A 20,210-nucleotide genomic window follows, 5' to 3' on the forward strand; every position below is an offset into this window, starting at 1 on the left:
CTTTTATGACCACTTCCTGAACCGCTGTTTCAATGTTTCCGTTTCCGTCATCAAATGTCCAAGTGACTTCTGTTGTGCCTTGTGCCGTGATTGGGAAACCTGCTAAAGTGGTTCCCGTAACTGTTCCGGCGCAGTTGTCTGTCGTTGTCGGAGGTGCTATTGAAACCACTTCGCATTCGGCTGTAACAGGATCTAAAATAGGTTTTGCAGGTTTGGTTATGTCTTTGATATTTACTGTTTGTATTACTGTTTGGGTAAAACCTCCACCATAATCAAATGTCCAGGTCACTTCTGTTATTCCCTGAGTCGTAATTGGAAAGCTTGTTGGAGTTGTTGCAGTTATTATTCCCGCACATAGGTCAGTCAAAGTTGGAACTGCTGGCGATGCAGAACATTCTTCAATTATATCTGGAAGTGCAGCTGGTAAAACTGTAGCGTTGATTGTTATATCTGTTGAAACGGTATTAGAGCAAGTTCCATCACTAAAGACATAAGAGATTGTATGCATTCCTACTGTTGAAGATGCTAAATTAATTTCTCCTGTTGCGACATCAATTGTTAAACCTGCATCACTGTTAAAAGTTCCTCCTACTGTTCCCGTTAAAGTTACGGCAGCGCTGCCACGATTACAATACACACTATTGCTATACGAAATTGTAGCTACTGGCAATTGATTTACATTAACTGTTACTGCCTTCGCTGGTGGTGGAAGCGCACAAACACCATCACCTTCAACTGTGACATAATAGGTTGTTGTAACATTTGGTTTAACATCTATTGTTTCGACATTACTTATTAAATTTTCTAAAGCGTCATCTGTATACCATGTAAACAACGGATTTGTTAATGGACTTGACGCTGTTAAAGTTGCTGTTTCTCCTTGACATATAGTCTGGTCTGAAACAATAATATCTGATACTGTTGCTAAAGGCTTAACTGTTACTGTTACCGCTTTACGATTTCCAGCTTCGTTTACACAAAGATCACTGCCTTCAACTCCTACATAATAAGTTGTTGTGGATGTTGGACTAACTACAAGATTATCATCAACAGCTAACACGGATGCTGATGATAAATTACTATCATACCATGTAAAAATCGGATTTGAAATATTGGGCGCTAAAGCTTCCAAAATAATCCCCGTTTCGTTTGGACATATTGACCTGTCTTCAGTAATAATTTCCGAAACATCTGTTCGTGGACTTACAGTAACTGTGAAACTGGATGTTTCATCGGTACCACAACCACTTGCTATTGCAGTAATAACGGCCGTTCCATGAAACGACGAATTCCAACTTACTATTCCTGCTGTAATTGTGCCAGCTTCAGGAGGAGAAATATCATAATTTATTGCTGTAGCATTTACTGCTGTAGCAGTATAATCAGATTGCTGAGCACTAACAGATTGACATATTACGCTAGGACTTAAAGCATTAAAAATTGGTATCTGTACCTCTGGAAGAGTATTTACCGTTACAATTGTTGAACCATTTATCACACAGCCCGCCGTACTGTTGATCGTAACTTTGTACTCTCCATTATTTGCTGTTGTCAAATTTGGAATATCCAGTATATTCCCTGTAACTGTAGAATTATTTGGCAGTGTCCATACAATACTGCTAACAGGCCCTACAGCGACAGTGGAAAAATGAAGTGAAGCACCACTGCAATAAGTATTATCTCCAAAAATAACATCTGTCAATTGAGCGAGAGTCGCTAATTTAAAAGACTGCACTACCTCATAACAAAGCGTTTTTGCCTTTATATCATAATTTCCCGCAGTTAATCCTGTAAAAACTGCAGATGTTTGTCCTGTTGCCGGAAAATTTGCATCTGTATCTTTTTTTATGTAATAAGTTATTGTTCCCGCAGCATTATTAATTTTTACGGTCAAATTTCCTGTTGTATTTCCAGGACAGATAACTCCTCCTGACTGTGAAAGATCAAAAGCAGGAAAATCTTGTGTAACTGTTAACGGTACGGGTGTTGTATTTTCAAATACTTCTGAAGGGAGTAATAAACGGTTGTCTGATTTCCTGCTTAATGCGATCTGATAATCCCCTGGCAAATCTGCCGTAAAAGTAAAAGGAATCACTAGATTGCCTCTTAGAACAAAATTACCATCAATACTAACAAAAGTACTAGCCCCAGCAGGTGCACTGAGAATTCTAGGAGTAGCATAATCATATCCGTAAACACTCTGTAAAGGTCCTGACGTATCAAACATCTTTCCAACAGCTGTAATCTTAACTTCACCTTTCTTAATATATCGGTCGCAGGCTGTGGTACTTGGAACAGAAGTTATATTTTGAAGCTGCACACTCACAATATAACTATTTAAAACAATATCATAGTCAGCTGTAAAACACTGAGAATCTCTTATTCTTATTTTATATGTTCCTGGTGTTAGATTATTTCCCAGGCCAATATTATAAGATCCCGTTGTTGGTGTTACGGTTAGATTAATATTCGTGGGCCCACTGATTGTCTCAACATAAACAGGTGCTATAAGTCCAAGAGCACTTGTCAAATTATTTATTACGAGAGCACATTTCCCAATGTTTTTACCACTTAAACCATCTGTAAAAGTTATTTTGTCCTTAGTTAATATCGGAGTAAAATAAGCAGGATCTATATACAAATTATTAGGGTCTGTCTGAGAAGGAGGTTTAGGGGTAGTTGTGGAGGAAGTACTGTTTCTAAATAAATAAGATGGCAGTAAAGCACCAGTACCATCTTTTACGACGACAGTATAGGTTTTGCCTATATCTACCTTAAATTTAAAATTTTGAGGTAGTACATAATGCTGTGTATTTGAAGTTCCATTTTCTGTAATATCCAGCGTAATAGGCTGACATCCTCCTGATTGAAAAGTACTTGTCCAGATTTCAACTTGGCTTGGCGGGGCACAAGCGGCGGGAGTACTGTCATCATAAATTGTAAAACCTGTGAACGTAAAGGGTTTTATTTTAAATTCATTATAAGCAGCTAAATCTAATTGGTTTGTCTTAGTAATACCACAAATCGTAACCGAAACTTTTATTAATCCCCATTTGCTCCGATCATTAGGAAGTACATAACTAGTACTAGTGCTCACTTGACCACTAGTTAAATTATCATAAACATCATATCCGCCAGACGCATTTTGTATTTCTACTTTATAAATAGGATTTCTTCCTCCATAAAATGTTGGCCCTCCAGTTGGAGTTGTTATGTCTGTTATGGTGTTTGTACCGGTCATAAATGCGATATTGGTAATAGAAGCCGATACAATTCCTGAACAAACATCACCTGGTGTATTATAAACCACATTAAAATAAGACGTAGTTGGTTGCGGATTAACCGTTCCTAAAGTAAAATCCGAATAAATCACATTGGACTGTACTACTATAGTATTTGGCGCATATACCACTGTACCACAAGCATCTGTCCCCCTTAAGGTATAAGTTCCTGCTGCAACTCCATCAAAAATTGCAGTTGTAGATGATCCAGTTGTTTGCTTTTGCTGCACAACAACATTACTTGAGTTTAACAATTCTACATTATACGGCTTATTACCTCCAGACAATGAACCAGTTACCCTTCCTAATGGATCTGTACCACCGCAGTAAGCATATCTAGTAGCATAATAGGCTGTAAAGCTGGGAGAAGTTGTAACATATTGGTTGGCAACTGCAATAGTTGAAGAAGAGGAAACAAAATTAGCACCATTATAATATCCATAATAATAATTCCCTGGAGCCAAAAAGGAAAAAACCGGAGAAGTACTGCTGATAACATCAGCAGCTGTGTAAGGAGATTTTGCAATACCATAGATAATGGGCTCTGGTATGCCTGATGCTGTTAACTCTATTTTTCCATTAGCAGCACAAGTTGATGGTGTTGCAACAGCCGTAACGGTTTGAGAATACAGCTTTGTTAAACCAATAAAAGAAATTAATAAAAATAGAGTAGCCTTTGTTCTCATAAATATGTATTTATTAAAAACAAATATTTACAACAGCTCAATGTGTTATAAAATCAATTATACTGCTTTATATTTGCTTTTAGTGTTTATCTTCTGTCTAAATTGTTTTTAGACGCTGCAAATTTCTTTTTAGTTTGACGATTTGTTTTACCTCTAATCGTCTAAAGAATATTAAATAGAGACATCTTTTTACCTTCTGAGAGCAGTAAAATCGTAAAAAATCAAAAAAATAAATAATAACTTACAAAAAAATAGGCTTTATAAGTTAGAAAAACAATTTTCAAATATAGGCTTGTAGTAATTTAAAGAATGTGAACAATTGTATTGGAAGATTTTGATAAAACCATAACTATAGCAACTATAAAGATACTGATTTTTAACAACTTAACAATTAAGTTTTGTTTTTTGAGCTAAAAAATTCAGATATAATAAATATAGTGAGGTCAAAAAATAAAAAAAGCAATAAAAAATTTATTGCTTTTACTTCTATATTAAAATAGATATAGATTGAACGAAATAATTATTTCACTCGAATACTCCATTCAAAATCCATTTCAGAAACCTGAACACCTTCTTCATTTGTTCCAATAGATTTCATCCAGAATGTCTGTCCTTCTCCAGTTTCAATTGTTCTTTTTATAGCATCGGCAATTAAATGGCCATCGTTGCAAACAAATGTAATTCTTCCAGTTGCTTTTTTTGTAAAGTTTCCTTTGTTGTTGGCTACTAACATAGAGATTTTTCTACCGCTCTGTTGAATCTGAGAAATTACCAAAGCTCCAGTTGTTAACTCTGCCGCCATGGCTTGAACAGCAAAATACATTGAGTTAAACGGATTTTGATTGATCCATCTGTGCTTCACTGTAACTGTACAACTACTATCGCTGATGTCTTTTACTCGCACTCCGCAAAAGTATGCAGAAGGCAATTTGAATAAGACGAATTTATTAAGTTTTGATACCGAAAGTGCCATATGATTTATTTTTTTATGTAAAAATACAAAAAAACTATGCACGCACAATAAATTATTAACTTAACAAAACGAAGCCAATAAACATAAGACTTTCGAATGATTTTCAACAATTTAAAGTCAATTTCATAGTTTTAAATTTGTTAAATTTTTGTTAATAATTAGTACTATGCAAAACAAGATACTGTTTTTTAGCCATATATTTGCATAAGAAATTACTATATACTTTTAATCATGGAAACAACATCACCACTAATCATGGAAAAAACATCAGAAAAGAATACAGCAGCATTTACTCATTTGAGTACTTTAAGTCAATATATAATTCCTTTTGGGAACTATATTTTTCCGCTAATAATTTGGACTAGTTACAAAGACAAATCTGAATTTGCAGATCATCACGGAAAACAGGCTTTGAACTTTCAGTTAAGCATTTTGCTTTACTCTTTAATTTTAGCCCTTATTGCTATTCCAATTTTTATTACAGTTTTCTTGCAGAATCTTCCAATAGAAGCTGTTTTTAATGACGACGATTTTGTAATCAGAAATTTCAACATTCAAGCAAACATTGGAATTTTAAGTGTCGGGATTACAGCTGTCGTTCTTTTTGCAGTTTTGAAATTTGTTGAATTCTTTTTAGTGATTTATGCTTCAATAAAAGCTTCAAACGGAGAATTATATAAATATCCGCTTACGATTCCTTTTGTAAAGTAAAACGAAAAAATTAAAAGTTATAGCCGAAACATCAATCAAATCATATACGTTTCGAAATCAATCATCAATCAAATCATCAATCAAATCATCATCAATCAAAAAACGAATTGTTCAATCAAAAAAAAACAAAATGAAATTATGAACATTGAAAACACAAAAGCACAGATGCGCAAAGGTGTTCTTGAGTTTTGCATCTTATCTGTTCTAAAAGAAAAAGACGCATATACATCTGAAATATTAGACACTTTAAAAAACGCAAAATTACTAGTTGTAGAAGGAACCGTTTACCCGTTGTTAACTAGATTAAAAAATGACGGTTTACTAAATTATCGCTGGGAAGAATCGACCTCAGGGCCGCCACGAAAATATTATGGATTAACCGAAATAGGACAAACTTTTTTAAACGAACTTAGCGGCACTTGGACAGAATTATCTGACGCCGTAAATCTAATCACCAATCAAAATCAATAAGTCATGAACAAAACAGTAAATATTAACTTAGGCGGGATGTTTTTTCACATCGATGAAGATGCATACTTAAAATTGACACGCTACTTTGACGCTATAAAACGATCACTTAACAACTCTTCTGGTCAAGATGAAATTATTAAAGACATCGAAATGCGTGTTTCTGAATTGTTGACAGAAAAACAAAAAAGCGAAAAACATGTTGTTGGACTGAAAGATGTTGACGAAGTGATTGCAGTAATGGGTCAGCCAGAAGATTACCGAATTGAAGATGAAGAAAACGCAAACCAATCTTTCAATAATTACGGCCCAAGAAAACACAAAAAATTATATCGCGATAAAGAAAAAGGTATGATTGGTGGTGTAGCAACAGGTTTAGGACATTATTTTGGAATTGACGCTGTTTGGATTAAAATCATATTCTTAATCTTCGTTTTTGCAGGTTTTGGAACAGGAATCTTAGCTTATTTCGTTCTTTGGATTGTAACTCCTGAAGCTGTTACAACTTCTGAAAAATTAGAAATGACAGGAGAGCCAGTAACGATTTCGAACATCGAAAAAAAAGTTCGTGAAGAAATTGATACGCTTTCTGAAAAATTCAAAAATGCAGATTATGATAAAATGGGAAACCAAGTAAAGTCGGGAGCTGAGAGAATAAGTAGTTCATTTGGAGACTTTGTCATGACGGTTTTTAAAATTTTTGCTAAGTTTTTAGGTGTGATTCTAATTATAGCAGGACTTTCAACTTTGATTATGTTATTGATTGGGGTATTTACTCTAGGAACTAACATTTTTATCGATTTCCCTTGGCAAAATTTTATTGAAGCAGGAAACTTTACAGAATATCCGCTTTGGTCATTTGGATTATTAATGTTCTTTGCAATTGGAATTCCATTTTTCTTCTTAACACTTTTAGGATTTAAATTGTTATCTCCAAATTTAAAATCAATCGGGAATATTACAAAATATACGCTTTTAGCTCTTTGGATTATATCTATTGCAATTCTTACTAGTATTGGAATCAAACAGGCTACTGAAATTTCATACGATAATAAAGTAGTAGAGAAAAAAGTTCTAGCAATTAAACCAACTGATACTTTATACATTAAATTCAAGTATAATGATTACTATACAAAAAGCTTGAACCACTATAGAGAATTTGAATTTGTACAAGATTCTGCAAACAATGAACTGATTTATTCTAATGATGTACGTATACATGTATTACACACAGATGAGTCGACTCCATTTATGCAGATCGAAAAAAGTGCAAGAGGAAACTCTTTTACAAATGCTAAAAAAAGAGCAGAAAAAATTAATTACAAGTTTCAAGTTAACGGAAATCATTTAATTTTGGATAACTATTTTCTGACAGATGTTAAAAATAAATTTAGAGGTCAAGAAGTTGATATCTACCTTTATCTTCCAGAAGGACAATTAATTAAACCAGATTCTTCTGTTAGAGATTATTACAATTCAGATGACAATTTCTTCGAATTAAATTATAAAGGAGATTACAGCTATAAAGTTATCGGGGCTAAAGTAAAATGTTTAAACTGCCCTGCTGATGAAAACAATGATGAAACTAACTATGATAGTATCAACGAAGATGTTAATGAAGCCATTAATGATGCTAAAATTGATCCTGCTGACACTATAAAAGAAGTTTCTGTTAAAATTAACGGAAAAGAAGTTTTAAACGGAAAAAAAACTAAAGGAAGACTAACTACTGATAAAAACGGAGTGATAATCAAAATTAACTAAACCATGATAAAAATAATCATTCATATTACGAAATTTATAATTATAACTATTACGGCTTTATTATTTGCCTCATGCAACTTTAACATGAATGCAATTGAAGGAAGCGGAAATGTTACAACAGAAAAAAGAACCGTTAACGGAGAATTTAAAAATATCTCTGTAAGCAATGCTATCGATCTAGTTATTCAGCAATCTGACCAAACAGAAATTACAGTTGAAGCCGACGATAATCTTCAAAAAGAAATTGTTACTAGAGTAGAAAACGGAACTCTTATTATTGAATGCAAATACAGCTCTTTCCGTAACATTACGTCAAAAAAGGTAACGGTAAAAATGCCTGCAATTAATAGAATTGAAGCTTCTAGCGCATCAACTGTTGAAACTAGCGGACTTATTCATGGTGAAGATATTACTTTGGAACTTTCTAGCGCCGCATCAATGGATATGAATATTGAATCGGATAGAATTTCAATAGATACAGGAAGTGCTGGTTCTATAGAAATTAAAGGTAAAGCATTAAGCCTTAACGCTTCTGTTTCAAGCGGTGGAAGTATTGATGCTGAGGAATTAATGGCGAATGATATTCATGCAGATGCTTCTAGCGGCGGAACAGTTTCTGTACGCCCAATCTTGAGTCTAAAAGCAGAAGCTTCTAGCGGTGGAAATGTAAACTACAGCGGTAATCCAAAAAAAGTTGAAAAATCTGAAACTTCTGGAGGAAGCGTTAGCAAAAGCTAGACAAACAACTGTTAAATATAAAAGAAATCATTCATCAAAAGTGGATGATTTTTTTATATTTGTCAAAATCAAATCTAGAATTAATGAAAAAAAGTACAGCGCTGCTCTTATTATTATTTGTTACAACCTTGACTTTTGCACAAAAAAGAGAAAAAATAAAAGGTTCTAAAATCGTTACCACCTCATTACAAGAAATTGGAAGTTTTGACGCTCTTGAAGTTGACGATAACCTGGAAGTTTACTTGGAAGAGGGAGAAAAAAATGCAATCAAAATCGAAGCCGATGATAACCTGCACGATATTGTAGGAATGGATTTAAGAGAAAAAACGCTTCGATTGTATACTAATAAAGAATCTACTATTTTCAAAAAATTATCTGTAAAAGTTACTTATACTAAATCGTTGAAAAAAGTAATTACTAAAAACGAAGCAGTTGTTTATGCTATTCAAGAATTGCATCTAGATGACATCACAATGAATTGTCTTGATTTTTCTAAACTATTTTTGAATGTAAATTCTAAAAAATTCACTCTTATAGCAGATGATAAAACAAGGACAGAATTAAATTTAAAAGCAGAAGACGGAATCTTACAGTTGAGCAAAAATGCAGTTGTTAAATCTTTAGTTTCTGCTATAAAATTCAAATGTGATTTATATCAAAAAGCAAATGCTGCGATAGAAGGTATTGCTGAAAAAGCAACTATTAGATTAGACAATAATTCTGTTTTTACGGGAGTAAAATTTACTTTGAAAGAAGCAAATGTAACTGCTGAAAGTTCTGCTATTGGAAGCATTCTAGCCGAAACTACACTTTCTTTAGCAATAGGTGACAAAGCAGAAATTTCTCTTTACGGAAATCCAGCAATACAGCTTACGCGTTTTTCTGAAGAAGCGAAGTTGCTTAAGAAGATTAAGTAGATTCGGTTTTTAAAATCACCTAAATTCATGAAGATGAGAAAGGAAAGAAATTTACTTAGAAAAAACTGGAGTAATTTAAGAGCTGAAATAGCCAATATAATTAACAAAAAAGAAATTTCTAAAGAAGATTTTCGCCCTTTATCAACAAATGAAAATTGGGAAAAAATTGAAAATAATATAATTAATATTTTCTGCAATTTATCGCATTCTAACAAAAAGCCAACTTGGATTTGGACCGATTTTAAACTCGATACATTTGCACTTTCAAATTTAGCTCAACGTCCTGAAAATTATCTTGATAAATTAGTTGACGAAGAAGAAAATGTCTGGTACATCGTTAATGAAACAATTAATGAAAGTGATAAATTTTGGTTTTACGAAGGAAAAATAAAAACAATACAAATCATAATTGGTGAAAGTTGGTTTAGTGAGCTTTATATAGTATCAAAAAAATATGAATGGTTAATAACCATTAATCATCATGACACTTTAATTGCTACAGGAAAAACAATGTCTGACAAGTTAAGAGGACTAGAAATAATCATAAAAAAAAATCCCAATTAAAATTGGGATTTTTTATGCAAAGTTTTAAACGCTCCAACAGTCTTGAAAGCTTTAAACTAAAATTATTCTTTAGAAGCTAAATATCTTTCTGCATCTAATGCAGCCATACATCCTGTACCTGCAGCAGTAATTGCTTGACGGTATACATTATCAGCGGCATCACCAGCTACAAAAACACCATCAACATTAGTTTTAGATGTTCCTGGAGTATTTACGATGTAACCTGTTTCATCTAATGTGATATAATCTTTAAAGATATCTGTATTTGGTTTGTGTCCAATTGCTACGAAGAAACCAGTTGCAGGAATTTCGATAGTTTCTCCCGTAGTTTTATTTAATGCTTTAATAGCATGAACTACATTATTATCTCCAAGAACTTCAACTGTATCATGGTTCATTAAAATCTCAATGTTTTCAGTTTTACGAACACGCTCTTCCATAATTTTAGAAGCTCTAAATTTCTCACTTCTAACCAACATTGTTACTTTTTTACAAAGTTTAGATAAGTAATGTGCTTCTTCACAAGCAGAATCTCCTGCTCCAACAATAACAACATCTTGATTTCTGTAGAAGAATCCGTCGCAAACTGCACAAGCAGAAACTCCACCACCCATATTTAAATAGTGTTGTTCTGATGGCAATCCTAAATATTTAGCCGAAGCACCTGTAGAAATAATTACAGTTTCGCAGTGTAATTCGATTGTATCATTAATCCAAACTTTATGAATATCTCCAGAAAAATCAACTTTTGTTGCCCATCCGTCACGAATGTCCGCACCAAAACGTTTTGCTTGTTCTTGCAGCTGAATCATCATTTCAGGTCCTGTTACTCCATCAACATAACCTGGAAAGTTCTCAACCTCATTAGTCGTAGTCAACTGACCACCAGGCTGCATTCCTTGATATAATACTGGATTCATGTTAGCTCTAGCCGCATAAATAGCTGCAGTATAACCTGCAGGACCAGAACCTATAATAAGGCATTTAATTTTTTCGATTGTATTTGACATAGTAATAGTTTTTTTGAGTTGCAAATGTAAACTTTATTATAAAAAATAACCTCGAAAATAAATCTGAAATAGCTATCTTAAAATAAGTTTTATTTATTTTCCTTTTTTTCTTTTACAAATCAAATTTATTTATATCTTTGCATCCGCTTTCGGGCACTACAACAAAAATTACATCTTCGGGGTGTAGCGTAGCCCGGTTATCGCGCCTGCTTTGGGAGCAGGAGGCCGCAGGTTCGAATCCTGCCACCCCGACAAAAGCCGAACAGAAATGTTCGGCTTTTTTATTTTAATTCCAACCTTATGTTTTTCGTTTATATTCTTTACAGCGCTACAAAGGAAAAATTCTATAACGGTCAAACAAATGATATCGACGATAGATTGAGAAGACACAATAGTGGACAATCACTATCCACAAAAAATGGTACTCCTTGGAAAATCATTTATACAATTCAATTAAACACAAGGTCTGAAGCAGTGACTCTGGAAGACAAAATAAAAAAACGTGGTGCAAAAAGGTATCTTCAAGATATAAATTTTGAATATCAATTGTAGCGTAGCTCGGTTATCGCGTCCCGCCTTAAAGCGGGAAGGCCGCAGGTTCGAATCCTGCCACCCCGACAAAAGCCGAACAGAAATGTTCGGCTTTTTTATTTCCATAAACTTAAAACATCAACTTTGCGTTTTTGCAACTTTACGAGCAAAAAACACAATAGAAAAATAAAAAAAACTCCGAAAACCAATAGCCTTCAGAGTTTTTGTTTCGAGATTTTTTTTTATTATTTCCCCATACTAATATAAGAAGGATACGATTCACGTTTTGGCAAAACAAATTCCTCATCAAAAGGCTGTGTGCCTTCGCCATTATTATAAGACGCTACACGTTTTGCACCAGTTGACGTGCTTCCGCCCGTACTATTTATAACATTTTGAATATTACCCGATCCAGCAAACCGAGTAATGCACATTTTCTCCAATTTCACATTTGGACTGTTTGGCATTTCAAAACCATTTTTCTTATTTACATTTCCATCCGTTCCTGTAAAAACTGCATATGAACCCATTCCGACTGTATGATGTTCTTTGACGGTATTTGCTACTTTAAAAGCCGCATACCCATCAACTCTACCTCCTTGACTACTCCAACTTGCTTGATTCGGAGCATCGTATGGAGGTTCATTCTGAAAGAAAAAAGTTCTCCCGCGCTCACCAAGCCATAACACTTCGTATTCCTGATAATGCTCAACAAATAATGCATAAAGCGTAACATCATTTCCTGTAACAATAAGTCCGTTTTTACATCTATCTCTCGTCCAGCGTGCATCACCTCCTTTTTGCGAACCATGGTCGGCACGCCACAACCAGAAATGATCTCCTACAACATTATTGCTATTTATTTGCATAGAAGCCTCAATCTGAATATTTTTTGACTGAACTCCACCTACTCTACAAGTAATATCGCTAAGCAGAATAGGATCTGCACTGTGATCCGTATTTGCTCCTTCATTACCAATTCTAATTTGATATGTGGTACTATTTAATGAATCCATCAAAAGTCCCGCAATGACAATTCCATCTTTATCATCTGCATAAATGCATCCCCAACTATTTTTCTCGGTAGGCTCAAGTGTAACTGATGCAATACCTGCTCCTAAAAGAATCGCATCTTTCCTATTTACTTGGATTGGAGCATTTAACGCATAATGTCCTGGAGTAAAAAATATATTTTTGCCAGCTTTCAAAGCTGCGTTAATTTCCTTATCGGTATCTCCTTCTTTGGCAACATACCAACTCGTAATTAAATCTTGAACTTTACCTTTCCCCATATCTGTCATAGACCAAGAAACCCCAACTCTATCATTTTGCCACGCAGGAACAAACACTTTGTATTCTCCATCACTATCAATAAAAAGGAAAGGTTTTTCTCTGATAATAGGTGTCGTAGGAATAGGCGAATTACTATTATCTGCTTCAGGAGCATTGACGCAACCTTGCCACACCATATTATAAGAACCTCCCATGGCAATAGAACCCGAAGGAAAAACTGCATTTCTTGTATACCATTGTTGCTGTCCGCCCCAATTCGGCCTTGACGTAGTGTAATGAGCATCGGCAATAAAACCGCCACTTCCCCAAAAATTGGTATCTCCAATATCCGAAATATACTTAGAAGTACTTTCAATCAAAAGTCTTCTTGCGCTCGTTGATTGAGAAACCGTCCACGAAAAATCACGCATAATTTCTACGTTTTCTACAGAACGCCAAAACGTACATGTCGCATTTGCTCCGCCAGAAAGATGCGGTCTTGTAAATATTGCGCCCAATTTAACGTCAGAAGGCACTTTTCCTAAACCTCCAATATGAGAATAAAACCCTAACTCTATAGCATTTGCCTCTTTTGACGATGCAGAACCAGAACCACCAACATCATAAGTCTGACCATTTACATTTGGTTTAAAGTAATAAGCTTGGCGTTTTGTTGTCCATTCGCCATTTGCACCACCTAAGCCAATACTGCTAAACTGAGAGTTAATTTCATCTCGTGCCGTTTCAGTTTTTTCGTGTTTTCGATCATAGAAATACATATTGTCTCCAAAAATTTGATTTTCGAGAGAAATTACAATAGTGATATTGTCACGAGTGACTTTATAATAATTCTCATATTTAGCTTTATTAGGCTTATTGTCAATAAATATCAATTTAGAAGTCGATCCCACTGACACAAATTCTGATGCTAAACGACTTCCTCCTCTTGTAATAATATAATTTCCCGAAGAGCCAAAAGCCGACCATGATAATGTAATAGTATGTTTCTTTTTGTTGTAAACAATTTTGCGTTCTATTTTTTTATTTCCTTCCATTGTTTCGTTAATCGAATCAGGTGAAACAAAACTGCATAAAAACAGAAAAAACGCAAATACTGCAAGTAATGAGAATGCTTTTTTACTCATAAGAATGTTCTTTTTTGTGGTTTGATAGATTGTAATAAATGTAATTTTTAGAAATCCCAAAATAGCAATAATCTTTAACCCGTATCTTCATTAGAACATTCAATTTTCTTATCAAAAACACTACAAAAACTGGATATTTTGCCTTTTTATAACATAAAGAAAGCTTATTGAACTCATCTGTTTGTCTTTAATCAAATAGAAAGAAAAAATCAAATGAAAAAAATTGTACTATTTATTGCTTTACTTTTTTTCACCATTATTAAAGCACAGCAAAAAAACAGCTTTCCTATTGACTCGTGTACGCTAATTAAAGAAAGTATTTTATATAAGAAAAATGCACACGCTTCCTATTATCATGATAAATTTAATGGAAGAAAAACAGCAAGTGGCAAAAGATTTAATAATAATAAACTCACTGCAGCGCATAAAAAATTTCCTTTTGGCACTATCCTAAAAATAACAAACGAAATAAATAAGAAATTTACAATTGTAGAAGTTACAGACAGAGGCCCTTTTGTAAAAGGACGAGAAATTGACCTCAGTAAAAGAGCATTTATGGAGATTGCTTCAAATAAAAAAAGCGGTTTAGTTTATGTTACAATTGAAATCTTAAAATAAGATTTTTTTCGAAACAAAAATAGATTCTTGTCTTTTTGCAGCTAGAATATCAACTAAATTATTCAAAAATCTTATTATAATTTTATTCATAACTAAAATTATTTTCCGCCAAGCACCCATGAAACCACGATTAAGCGAACTTTCACAAATGTTAACAAAATAGATTTTCAAAAACCATAAATAATTGTATTTTTACGGTTCAAAATTCAGAAAATAAATGGGCAAAATCATTGCTATTGCTAATCAAAAAGGAGGCGTTGGAAAGACTACTACATCAGTAAATCTTGCTGCCTCATTAGGTGTTTTAGAGAAAAAAGTATTGTTGATCGACGCAGATCCACAGGCCAATGCTACATCTGGTCTTGGAATTGACGTAGAAACAGTTGAAACTGGAACTTACCAAATACTTGAGCATACTGTAACACCAAAAGAAGCCGTTTTAAAATGTACAGCTCCAAATGTAGATGTGATACCAGCTCACATTGACCTTGTTGCTATCGAAATTGAATTGGTTGACAAAGAAAACCGTGAATACATGCTTAAAAAAGCATTGGAAGAAGCAAAAGAAGAATATGATTATATCATTATCGACTGTGCGCCTTCTTTAGGTTTGTTAACCTTGAATGCCTTAACAGCAGCAGATTCTGTAGTTATTCCTATTCAATGTGAATATTTTGCACTTGAGGGATTAGGAAAATTATTGAACACTATTAAGAGTATTCAAAAAATACACAATCCTGATTTAGACATTGAAGGTTTATTGCTAACAATGTACGATTCAAGATTACGTTTATCTAATCAAGTTGTAGAAGAGGTTCAAAAACACTTTAACGACATGGTTTTTGACACTGTAATTCAGCGAAATGTAAAATTAAGTGAAGCTCCGAGTTTTGGAGAAAGTATCATTAATTATGATGCTACAAGTAAAGGTGCTGTAAACTATATTCATTTAGCTCAAGAAATTATAAAGAAAAACAGTAAATAGTTTTTATGACAAAAGTAATTAAAAAACAAGCCTTAGGAAGAGGATTATCTGCACTATTAAAAGATCCAGAAAATGACATTAAATCAGTAGAAGACAAAAATGCTGATAAAGTTGTTGGAAACATCATTGAGCTTGAAATAAGTGCGATTGAAATAAATCCGTTTCAGCCTAGAAGCAATTTTAATGAAGAATCATTACGCGAATTAGCCACTTCAATCAAAGAACTTGGCGTAATTCAACCTATTACTGTTCGTAAATTAGATTTTAATAAATATCAATTAATCTCTGGAGAGCGTCGTCTTCGTGCATCAAAATTAGTAGGCTTAACTCATGTTCCTGCCTATATTCGTATTGCAAATGACAACGAATCTTTGGTTATGGCTTTGGTTGAAAACATCCAGCGTCATGACTTAGATCCAATTGAGATTGCTTTATCATACCAGCGTTTAATTGACGAAATTCAATTAACTCAAGAACAAATGAGTGAAAGAGTTGGTAAAAAACGTTCTACAATTGCCAATTATTTACGTCTTTTAAAATTAGATCCGATTATCCAGACAGGTATTCGCGATGGTTTTATTAGCATGGGACATGGTAGAGCAATTATCAACATTGAAGATTTAGACGTTCAGACCGATATTTATCAAAAAATCGTTAGCCAAAATTTGTCAGTTCGTGAGACAGAAGCTTTAGTCAAAAATTATCACGAAGGTTTACAGCCAAAAGCTGACGGAAAGCCAAAAGCTGATGCTGCATTCGTAGTTAGAGAAACTCAAAAAAACAGTTTTAACGATTATTTTGGCTCAAAAGTTGATATAAAAGTCGCTGGCAACGGAAAAGGAAAAATTACAATTCCATTTAATTCTGAAGCTGACTTTAACAGAATTATGAAATTAATAAACGGATAGTGAATAAAATTGTCCCCATTGGTCTATTGTTCTTTCTAACAGGAACCGTTTCTCTTTTTGCCCAAGCAAAAAAAGACACGGTTTTGGTCGTAAAAGACACTACTGCATTAGAAGAAATAGACCCGCTTACACCAGCAAAAGCAGCTTTCTATTCTGCTGTATTACCAGGTTTAGGTCAAGCATACAACAAAAAGTATTGGAAAATCCCATTGGTTTACGGAGCAATTGGAACAAGTTTATATTTCTACATAGACAACAATAAAAAATACCACGATTATCGTGACGCCTACAAACGAAGATTAGAAGGCTATAATGATGATAAATATAAATATTTGGATGAAAGCCGACTTGTTGCTGGTCAAAAATTCTACCAGAGAAACAGAGACTTATCTGCCTTATTTGTTGTCGGATTTTATGTTTTAAACATTATTGATGCCAATGTTGACGCGGCTTTGATACAGTTTAACGTAAATGAAAGACTCTCAATGCGTCCAGAAATTTATCCTGCCGATGTAACATTTAAACCAAACGTCGGACTAACCTTTAATTATAAGTTTTAATAGATTGAATTCTATTTAAAAAATCAAAAAACAAATCATAATGAAAATTGCGCTTTTAGGATACGGAAAAATGGGCAAAGTAATCGAAAGAATTGCTTTGGAAAGAGGTCATGAAATAGTTTTAAGAAAAGATGAATTTAACACCTATGACGGACTTTCGACTGCTGATGTTGCCATCGATTTCAGTGTTCCTTCTGCAGCAGTGAGTAATATTTCTGCATCTTTTAATGCTAATGTGCCTGTAGTGTCAGGAACTACTGGATGGTTAGAACATTATGACGAAATGATTGCACTTTGCAATGAGACAAAAGGAGGATTTATTTCTAGTTCAAACTTCAGTTTAGGAGTAAATATTTTCTTTGGATTAAATGAATATTTAGCTAAAATCATGAAGCAATTCGATTCTTATAAAGTTTCGATGGAAGAAATTCACCACATTCATAAACTTGATGCTCCAAGCGGAACGGCCATTTCTTTAGCTCAAGGCGTTATTGAAAACAGCAATTACGCTAATTGGACTATGGAAGAAGCTAAAGCAAATGAAATCCAAATTGAAGCAAAAAGAATTGGAGAAGTACCTGGTACTCACACAGTAAATTACGACTCTGCCATTGACAGCATCGAAATTAAACATACTGCTCATAACCGCGAAGGTTTTGCTCTTGGAGCTGTTATCGCTGCAGAATGGCTAGCAGGAAAACAGGGAATTTTCTCAATGAAAGATGTATTAAACTTACAATAAATTGACTTAAATTCAAGATTAATAAAAACTTGAATTTGAAACTTAAAATACAATATTATGACATTTTACTCTTGGTTCGTATTTTTCTTAGCCGTTCAAATTATTCATTTTCTAGGAACATGGAAATTATATCAGGCAGCAGGAAGAAAAAGTTGGGAAGCAGCAATTCCGGTATACAATTCTATCGTTTTAATGAAAATTATTGGACGCCCAACATGGTGGACATTACTGCTTTTTATCCCAATCATTAACTTGATTATGTTTCCAGTTATATGGGTAGAAACTTTAAGAACTTTTGGCAAAAAATCAACTTTAGACACTATTTTAGGTCTTTTTACTTTAGGTTTTTACATTTATGTTGTCAATTACACACAGAAATTAGAGTATAATAAAGATCGTAAATTAACTCCCGAAAATAAAACTGCAGATACGGTTAGCTCTTTATTATTTGCAATTATAGTAGCAACATTAGTACACACTTATGTTGTACAACCATACACAATTCCGACATCATCTTTAGAAAAATCTTTATTGATTGGTGATTTCTTATTTGTGAGTAAATTAAACTATGGGCCTAGAGTCCCAATGACCACGGTAGCTTTGCCAATGGTTCACGACTCTATTCCTTTAACCAAAACTAAATCCTATTTAAGCTGGCCACAATTACCTTATTTAAGACTTCCAGCTCTTCAAAAAATAAACCGTTGCGACATTGTCGTCTTCAACTGGCCGGTCGATACCGTTCATTACTTCTTTGAACCAAAAGGAAGACCAGGTGTCATTAAACCAATTGATAAAAAATCAAATTACGTAAAAAGATGTGTTGGTATACCTGGGGACAGCTTATCAATAAAAGATGGTTACGTTTTTATTAACGGAAAAAAATTAGTTTTACCAGAAAGAGCAAAACCACAGTATTCATACGCTGTAGCTTTAGACGGAAAAACTCCAATTGACTTTGAAACAATCTTCAAAGAATTAGACATTACAGACCCAGCAGGTTTTAGAACAGAAAAAAGAGACACACTCTACTTGGGTTCATTAACAGAAGCGGGAGCAGAAAGATTCAAACATACTCCTGGAGTTACTGCTGTAATTAGAAAAATTGACACGGGAAATAACAATGATATTTTCCCTCATATCAACAAATGGAACCAAGATAACATGGGACCTATTTATATTCCTGAAGCTGGAAAAACAGTTGCATTAACAAATGAATCACTTCCTTTCTATAAAGAGATTATTACAAATTATGAAGGAAATACTTTAGAATTACAAGGTTCTAAATTCATTATTAATGGAAAACCTGCTACAACATATACCTTCAAACAAAACTATTACTGGATGATGGGAGACAACCGTCATAACTCAGAAGATAGCCGTTATTGGGGTTATGTTCCAGAAGATCATATCGTAGGTAAACCAGTATTCATTTGGATGAGCTGGGATACTAACGGAAAAGGAATTAACAAGATTCGCTGGAGCCGAGTATTTACAACTGTAGATGGCGAAGGTCAGCCTCAATCTTACTTTAAATATTTCTTAATACTTCTAGCTATTTATTTCGTAGGAGATTTTATCTGGAAAAAAAGAAGAGAAAATAAAGCATAATTAAAAAAAAGTTATTTTTGTGTCAGGTTTCAAGTTTCACGTTTTTACGTCAACTTGAAACCTGAAACTTTTAAACTTGAAACAAAACAAAATGAATTCCTTAATACTTCCAACTTATTTCCCATCTATCAGTCATTTTGCTGTTATAGCACAATCTGACAGTATTACTTTTGAAATGGAAGATAATTTCCAAAAACAGACCAATAGAAATAGGACTTATATTTATAGCCCAAATGGAATTCAATTATTAAATATCCCTGTTAAGCATTCTAAAGCCACGCATCAGAAGACAAAAGACATTTTGATCGAAAACGAATTTGATTGGCAGAAACAGCATTTTAAATCGCTTGAAGCGGCATATAGAAGCTCTCCTTTCTTCGAGTACTTTGAAGACGATATCGCTCCTATTTTCGAGAAAAAACACCAATTTTTGATGGATTTAAACTTCGAAGTTCTAGATGTTGTAACTAAATGTCTTCGAATGAAACTGGAATTTGGAAAAACCGCAGAATACTTTCATGAAGTAAATGATTTTAACGATTTCAGATATTTGGCAAATGGTAAAAAAGATGCTAATTCTTTTGAAAAATACACTCAGGTTTTTGATGACAAACATGGCTTCATTAATAATCTAAGTGTTTTGGATCTACTTTTTAACGAAGGTAAATTTGCAATGGATTATTTAAAAACACAGAAAATCGTATAAATTATGAATTGTAAGTTATG

Annotated in this window: 18 protein-coding genes and 1 tRNA gene; 15 read left to right on the plus strand and 4 right to left on the minus strand. The window is 33.7% G+C overall.

The annotated features are described in order from the left end of the window. Window positions 1–3,967, minus strand: a 3,967-nt coding sequence (locus JC605_RS22715; RefSeq protein ID WP_198858366.1) for a hypothetical protein, incomplete at its 3' end; no start/stop codon positions are given. 520 nt (window positions 3,968–4,487) lie between these two features. Further along, window positions 4,488–4,940 (minus strand): DUF4442 domain-containing protein, encoded by a 453-nt coding sequence (locus JC605_RS22720; protein WP_198858367.1) that lies wholly within the window; start codon window positions 4,938–4,940, stop codon window positions 4,488–4,490. Window positions 4,941–5,171: 231 nt separating this feature from the next. Here JC605_RS22720 and JC605_RS22725 point away from each other — a divergent pair, with 231 nt between their 5' ends. The 6 genes from JC605_RS22725 (at window position 5,172) to JC605_RS22750 (ending at window position 10,102) form a co-directional block, all read left to right on the plus strand. Beyond that, complete coding sequence (locus JC605_RS22725; RefSeq protein WP_233074213.1) at window positions 5,172–5,651, plus strand: DUF4870 domain-containing protein; 480 nt, start codon at window positions 5,172–5,174, stop codon at window positions 5,649–5,651. Window positions 5,652–5,789: 138 nt separating this feature from the next. Then, entirely contained in the window at window positions 5,790–6,122 is a 333-nt protein-coding gene (locus tag JC605_RS22730; RefSeq protein WP_008464689.1) for a PadR family transcriptional regulator, read from the plus strand. A 3-nt stretch (window positions 6,123–6,125) separates the two neighbouring features. Further along, on the plus strand, window positions 6,126–7,883 hold the full coding sequence (locus JC605_RS22735) for a PspC domain-containing protein (RefSeq protein WP_198858368.1): 1,758 nt from the start codon (window positions 6,126–6,128) through the stop codon (window positions 7,881–7,883). Between the two features lie 3 nt (window positions 7,884–7,886). Further along, the gene (locus tag JC605_RS22740) at window positions 7,887–8,621 is read left to right on the plus strand and encodes a head GIN domain-containing protein (protein ID WP_198858369.1); all 735 of its coding nucleotides are present in this window, start codon (window positions 7,887–7,889) and stop codon (window positions 8,619–8,621) included. Window positions 8,622–8,704: 83 nt separating this feature from the next. Then, window positions 8,705–9,538, plus strand: coding sequence for a GIN domain-containing protein (locus tag JC605_RS22745; RefSeq protein ID WP_233074215.1), 834 nt, complete (start codon window positions 8,705–8,707; stop codon window positions 9,536–9,538). A 33-nt stretch (window positions 9,539–9,571) separates the two neighbouring features. Continuing rightward, window positions 9,572–10,102 carry a DUF6756 family protein gene (locus JC605_RS22750; protein WP_198858371.1) on the plus strand — a complete coding sequence of 177 codons (531 nt, stop codon included), beginning with the start codon at window positions 9,572–9,574 and terminating at the stop codon, window positions 10,100–10,102. Window positions 10,103–10,164: 62 nt separating this feature from the next. On the opposite strand, the gene trxB is transcribed toward JC605_RS22750, so the two are convergent. Further along, entirely contained in the window at window positions 10,165–11,112 is a 948-nt protein-coding gene (trxB, locus tag JC605_RS22755) for a thioredoxin-disulfide reductase (protein ID WP_198858372.1), read from the minus strand. A gap of 177 nt (window positions 11,113–11,289) precedes the next feature. Between trxB and JC605_RS22760 the strand changes: the two genes are divergently transcribed. Together JC605_RS22760 and JC605_RS22765 are read left to right on the plus strand one after the other, a co-directional pair. Further along, window positions 11,290–11,364: transfer RNA gene (locus tag JC605_RS22760), tRNA-Pro, on the plus strand. A gap of 48 nt (window positions 11,365–11,412) precedes the next feature. Then, entirely contained in the window at window positions 11,413–11,664 is a 252-nt protein-coding gene (locus JC605_RS22765; RefSeq protein ID WP_198858373.1) for a GIY-YIG nuclease family protein, read from the plus strand. A 224-nt stretch (window positions 11,665–11,888) separates the two neighbouring features. On the opposite strand, the gene JC605_RS22770 is transcribed toward JC605_RS22765, so the two are convergent. Further along, window positions 11,889–14,060 (minus strand): hypothetical protein, encoded by a 2,172-nt coding sequence (locus JC605_RS22770; RefSeq protein WP_198858374.1) that lies wholly within the window; start codon window positions 14,058–14,060, stop codon window positions 11,889–11,891. Window positions 14,061–14,273: 213 nt separating this feature from the next. Here JC605_RS22770 and JC605_RS22775 point away from each other — a divergent pair, with 213 nt between their 5' ends. The 7 genes from JC605_RS22775 to JC605_RS22805 all read left to right on the plus strand — a co-directional run bounded on the left by JC605_RS22775 (window position 14,274) and on the right by JC605_RS22805 (window position 20,190). Next, window positions 14,274–14,678, plus strand: coding sequence for a septal ring lytic transglycosylase RlpA family protein (locus JC605_RS22775; protein ID WP_198858375.1), 405 nt, complete (start codon window positions 14,274–14,276; stop codon window positions 14,676–14,678). A 217-nt stretch (window positions 14,679–14,895) separates the two neighbouring features. Next, a complete protein-coding gene (locus tag JC605_RS22780; protein ID WP_008464569.1) occupies window positions 14,896–15,663 on the plus strand; it encodes a ParA family protein in 768 nt (255 codons plus the stop codon). Between the two features lie 5 nt (window positions 15,664–15,668). Beyond that, window positions 15,669–16,571: a ParB/RepB/Spo0J family partition protein gene (locus tag JC605_RS22785; RefSeq protein ID WP_095929441.1), complete on the plus strand. Its 903-nt coding sequence runs from the start codon at window positions 15,669–15,671 to the stop codon at window positions 16,569–16,571. Further along, window positions 16,571–17,131, plus strand: a complete 561-nt coding sequence (locus JC605_RS22790) for a DUF5683 domain-containing protein (protein WP_198858376.1) — start codon at window positions 16,571–16,573, stop codon at window positions 17,129–17,131. Before JC605_RS22785 ends, JC605_RS22790 begins: the two co-directional genes overlap by 1 nt. 40 nt (window positions 17,132–17,171) lie before the next feature. Then, on the plus strand, window positions 17,172–17,873 hold the full coding sequence (dapB, locus tag JC605_RS22795; protein WP_198858377.1) for a 4-hydroxy-tetrahydrodipicolinate reductase: 702 nt from the start codon (window positions 17,172–17,174) through the stop codon (window positions 17,871–17,873). A gap of 57 nt (window positions 17,874–17,930) precedes the next feature. Continuing rightward, complete coding sequence (lepB, locus tag JC605_RS22800) at window positions 17,931–19,484, plus strand: signal peptidase I (RefSeq protein WP_198858378.1); 1,554 nt, start codon at window positions 17,931–17,933, stop codon at window positions 19,482–19,484. A gap of 91 nt (window positions 19,485–19,575) precedes the next feature. Beyond that, window positions 19,576–20,190 carry a WbqC family protein gene (locus JC605_RS22805; protein ID WP_198858379.1) on the plus strand — a complete coding sequence of 205 codons (615 nt, stop codon included), beginning with the start codon at window positions 19,576–19,578 and terminating at the stop codon, window positions 20,188–20,190. Window positions 20,191–20,210: the final 20 nt, after the last annotated feature.

The organism is Flavobacterium sp. IB48 (assembly GCF_016405855.1).
GTDB classification, from domain to species: Bacteria; Bacteroidota; Bacteroidia; order Flavobacteriales; family Flavobacteriaceae; genus Flavobacterium; species Flavobacterium ginsengisoli.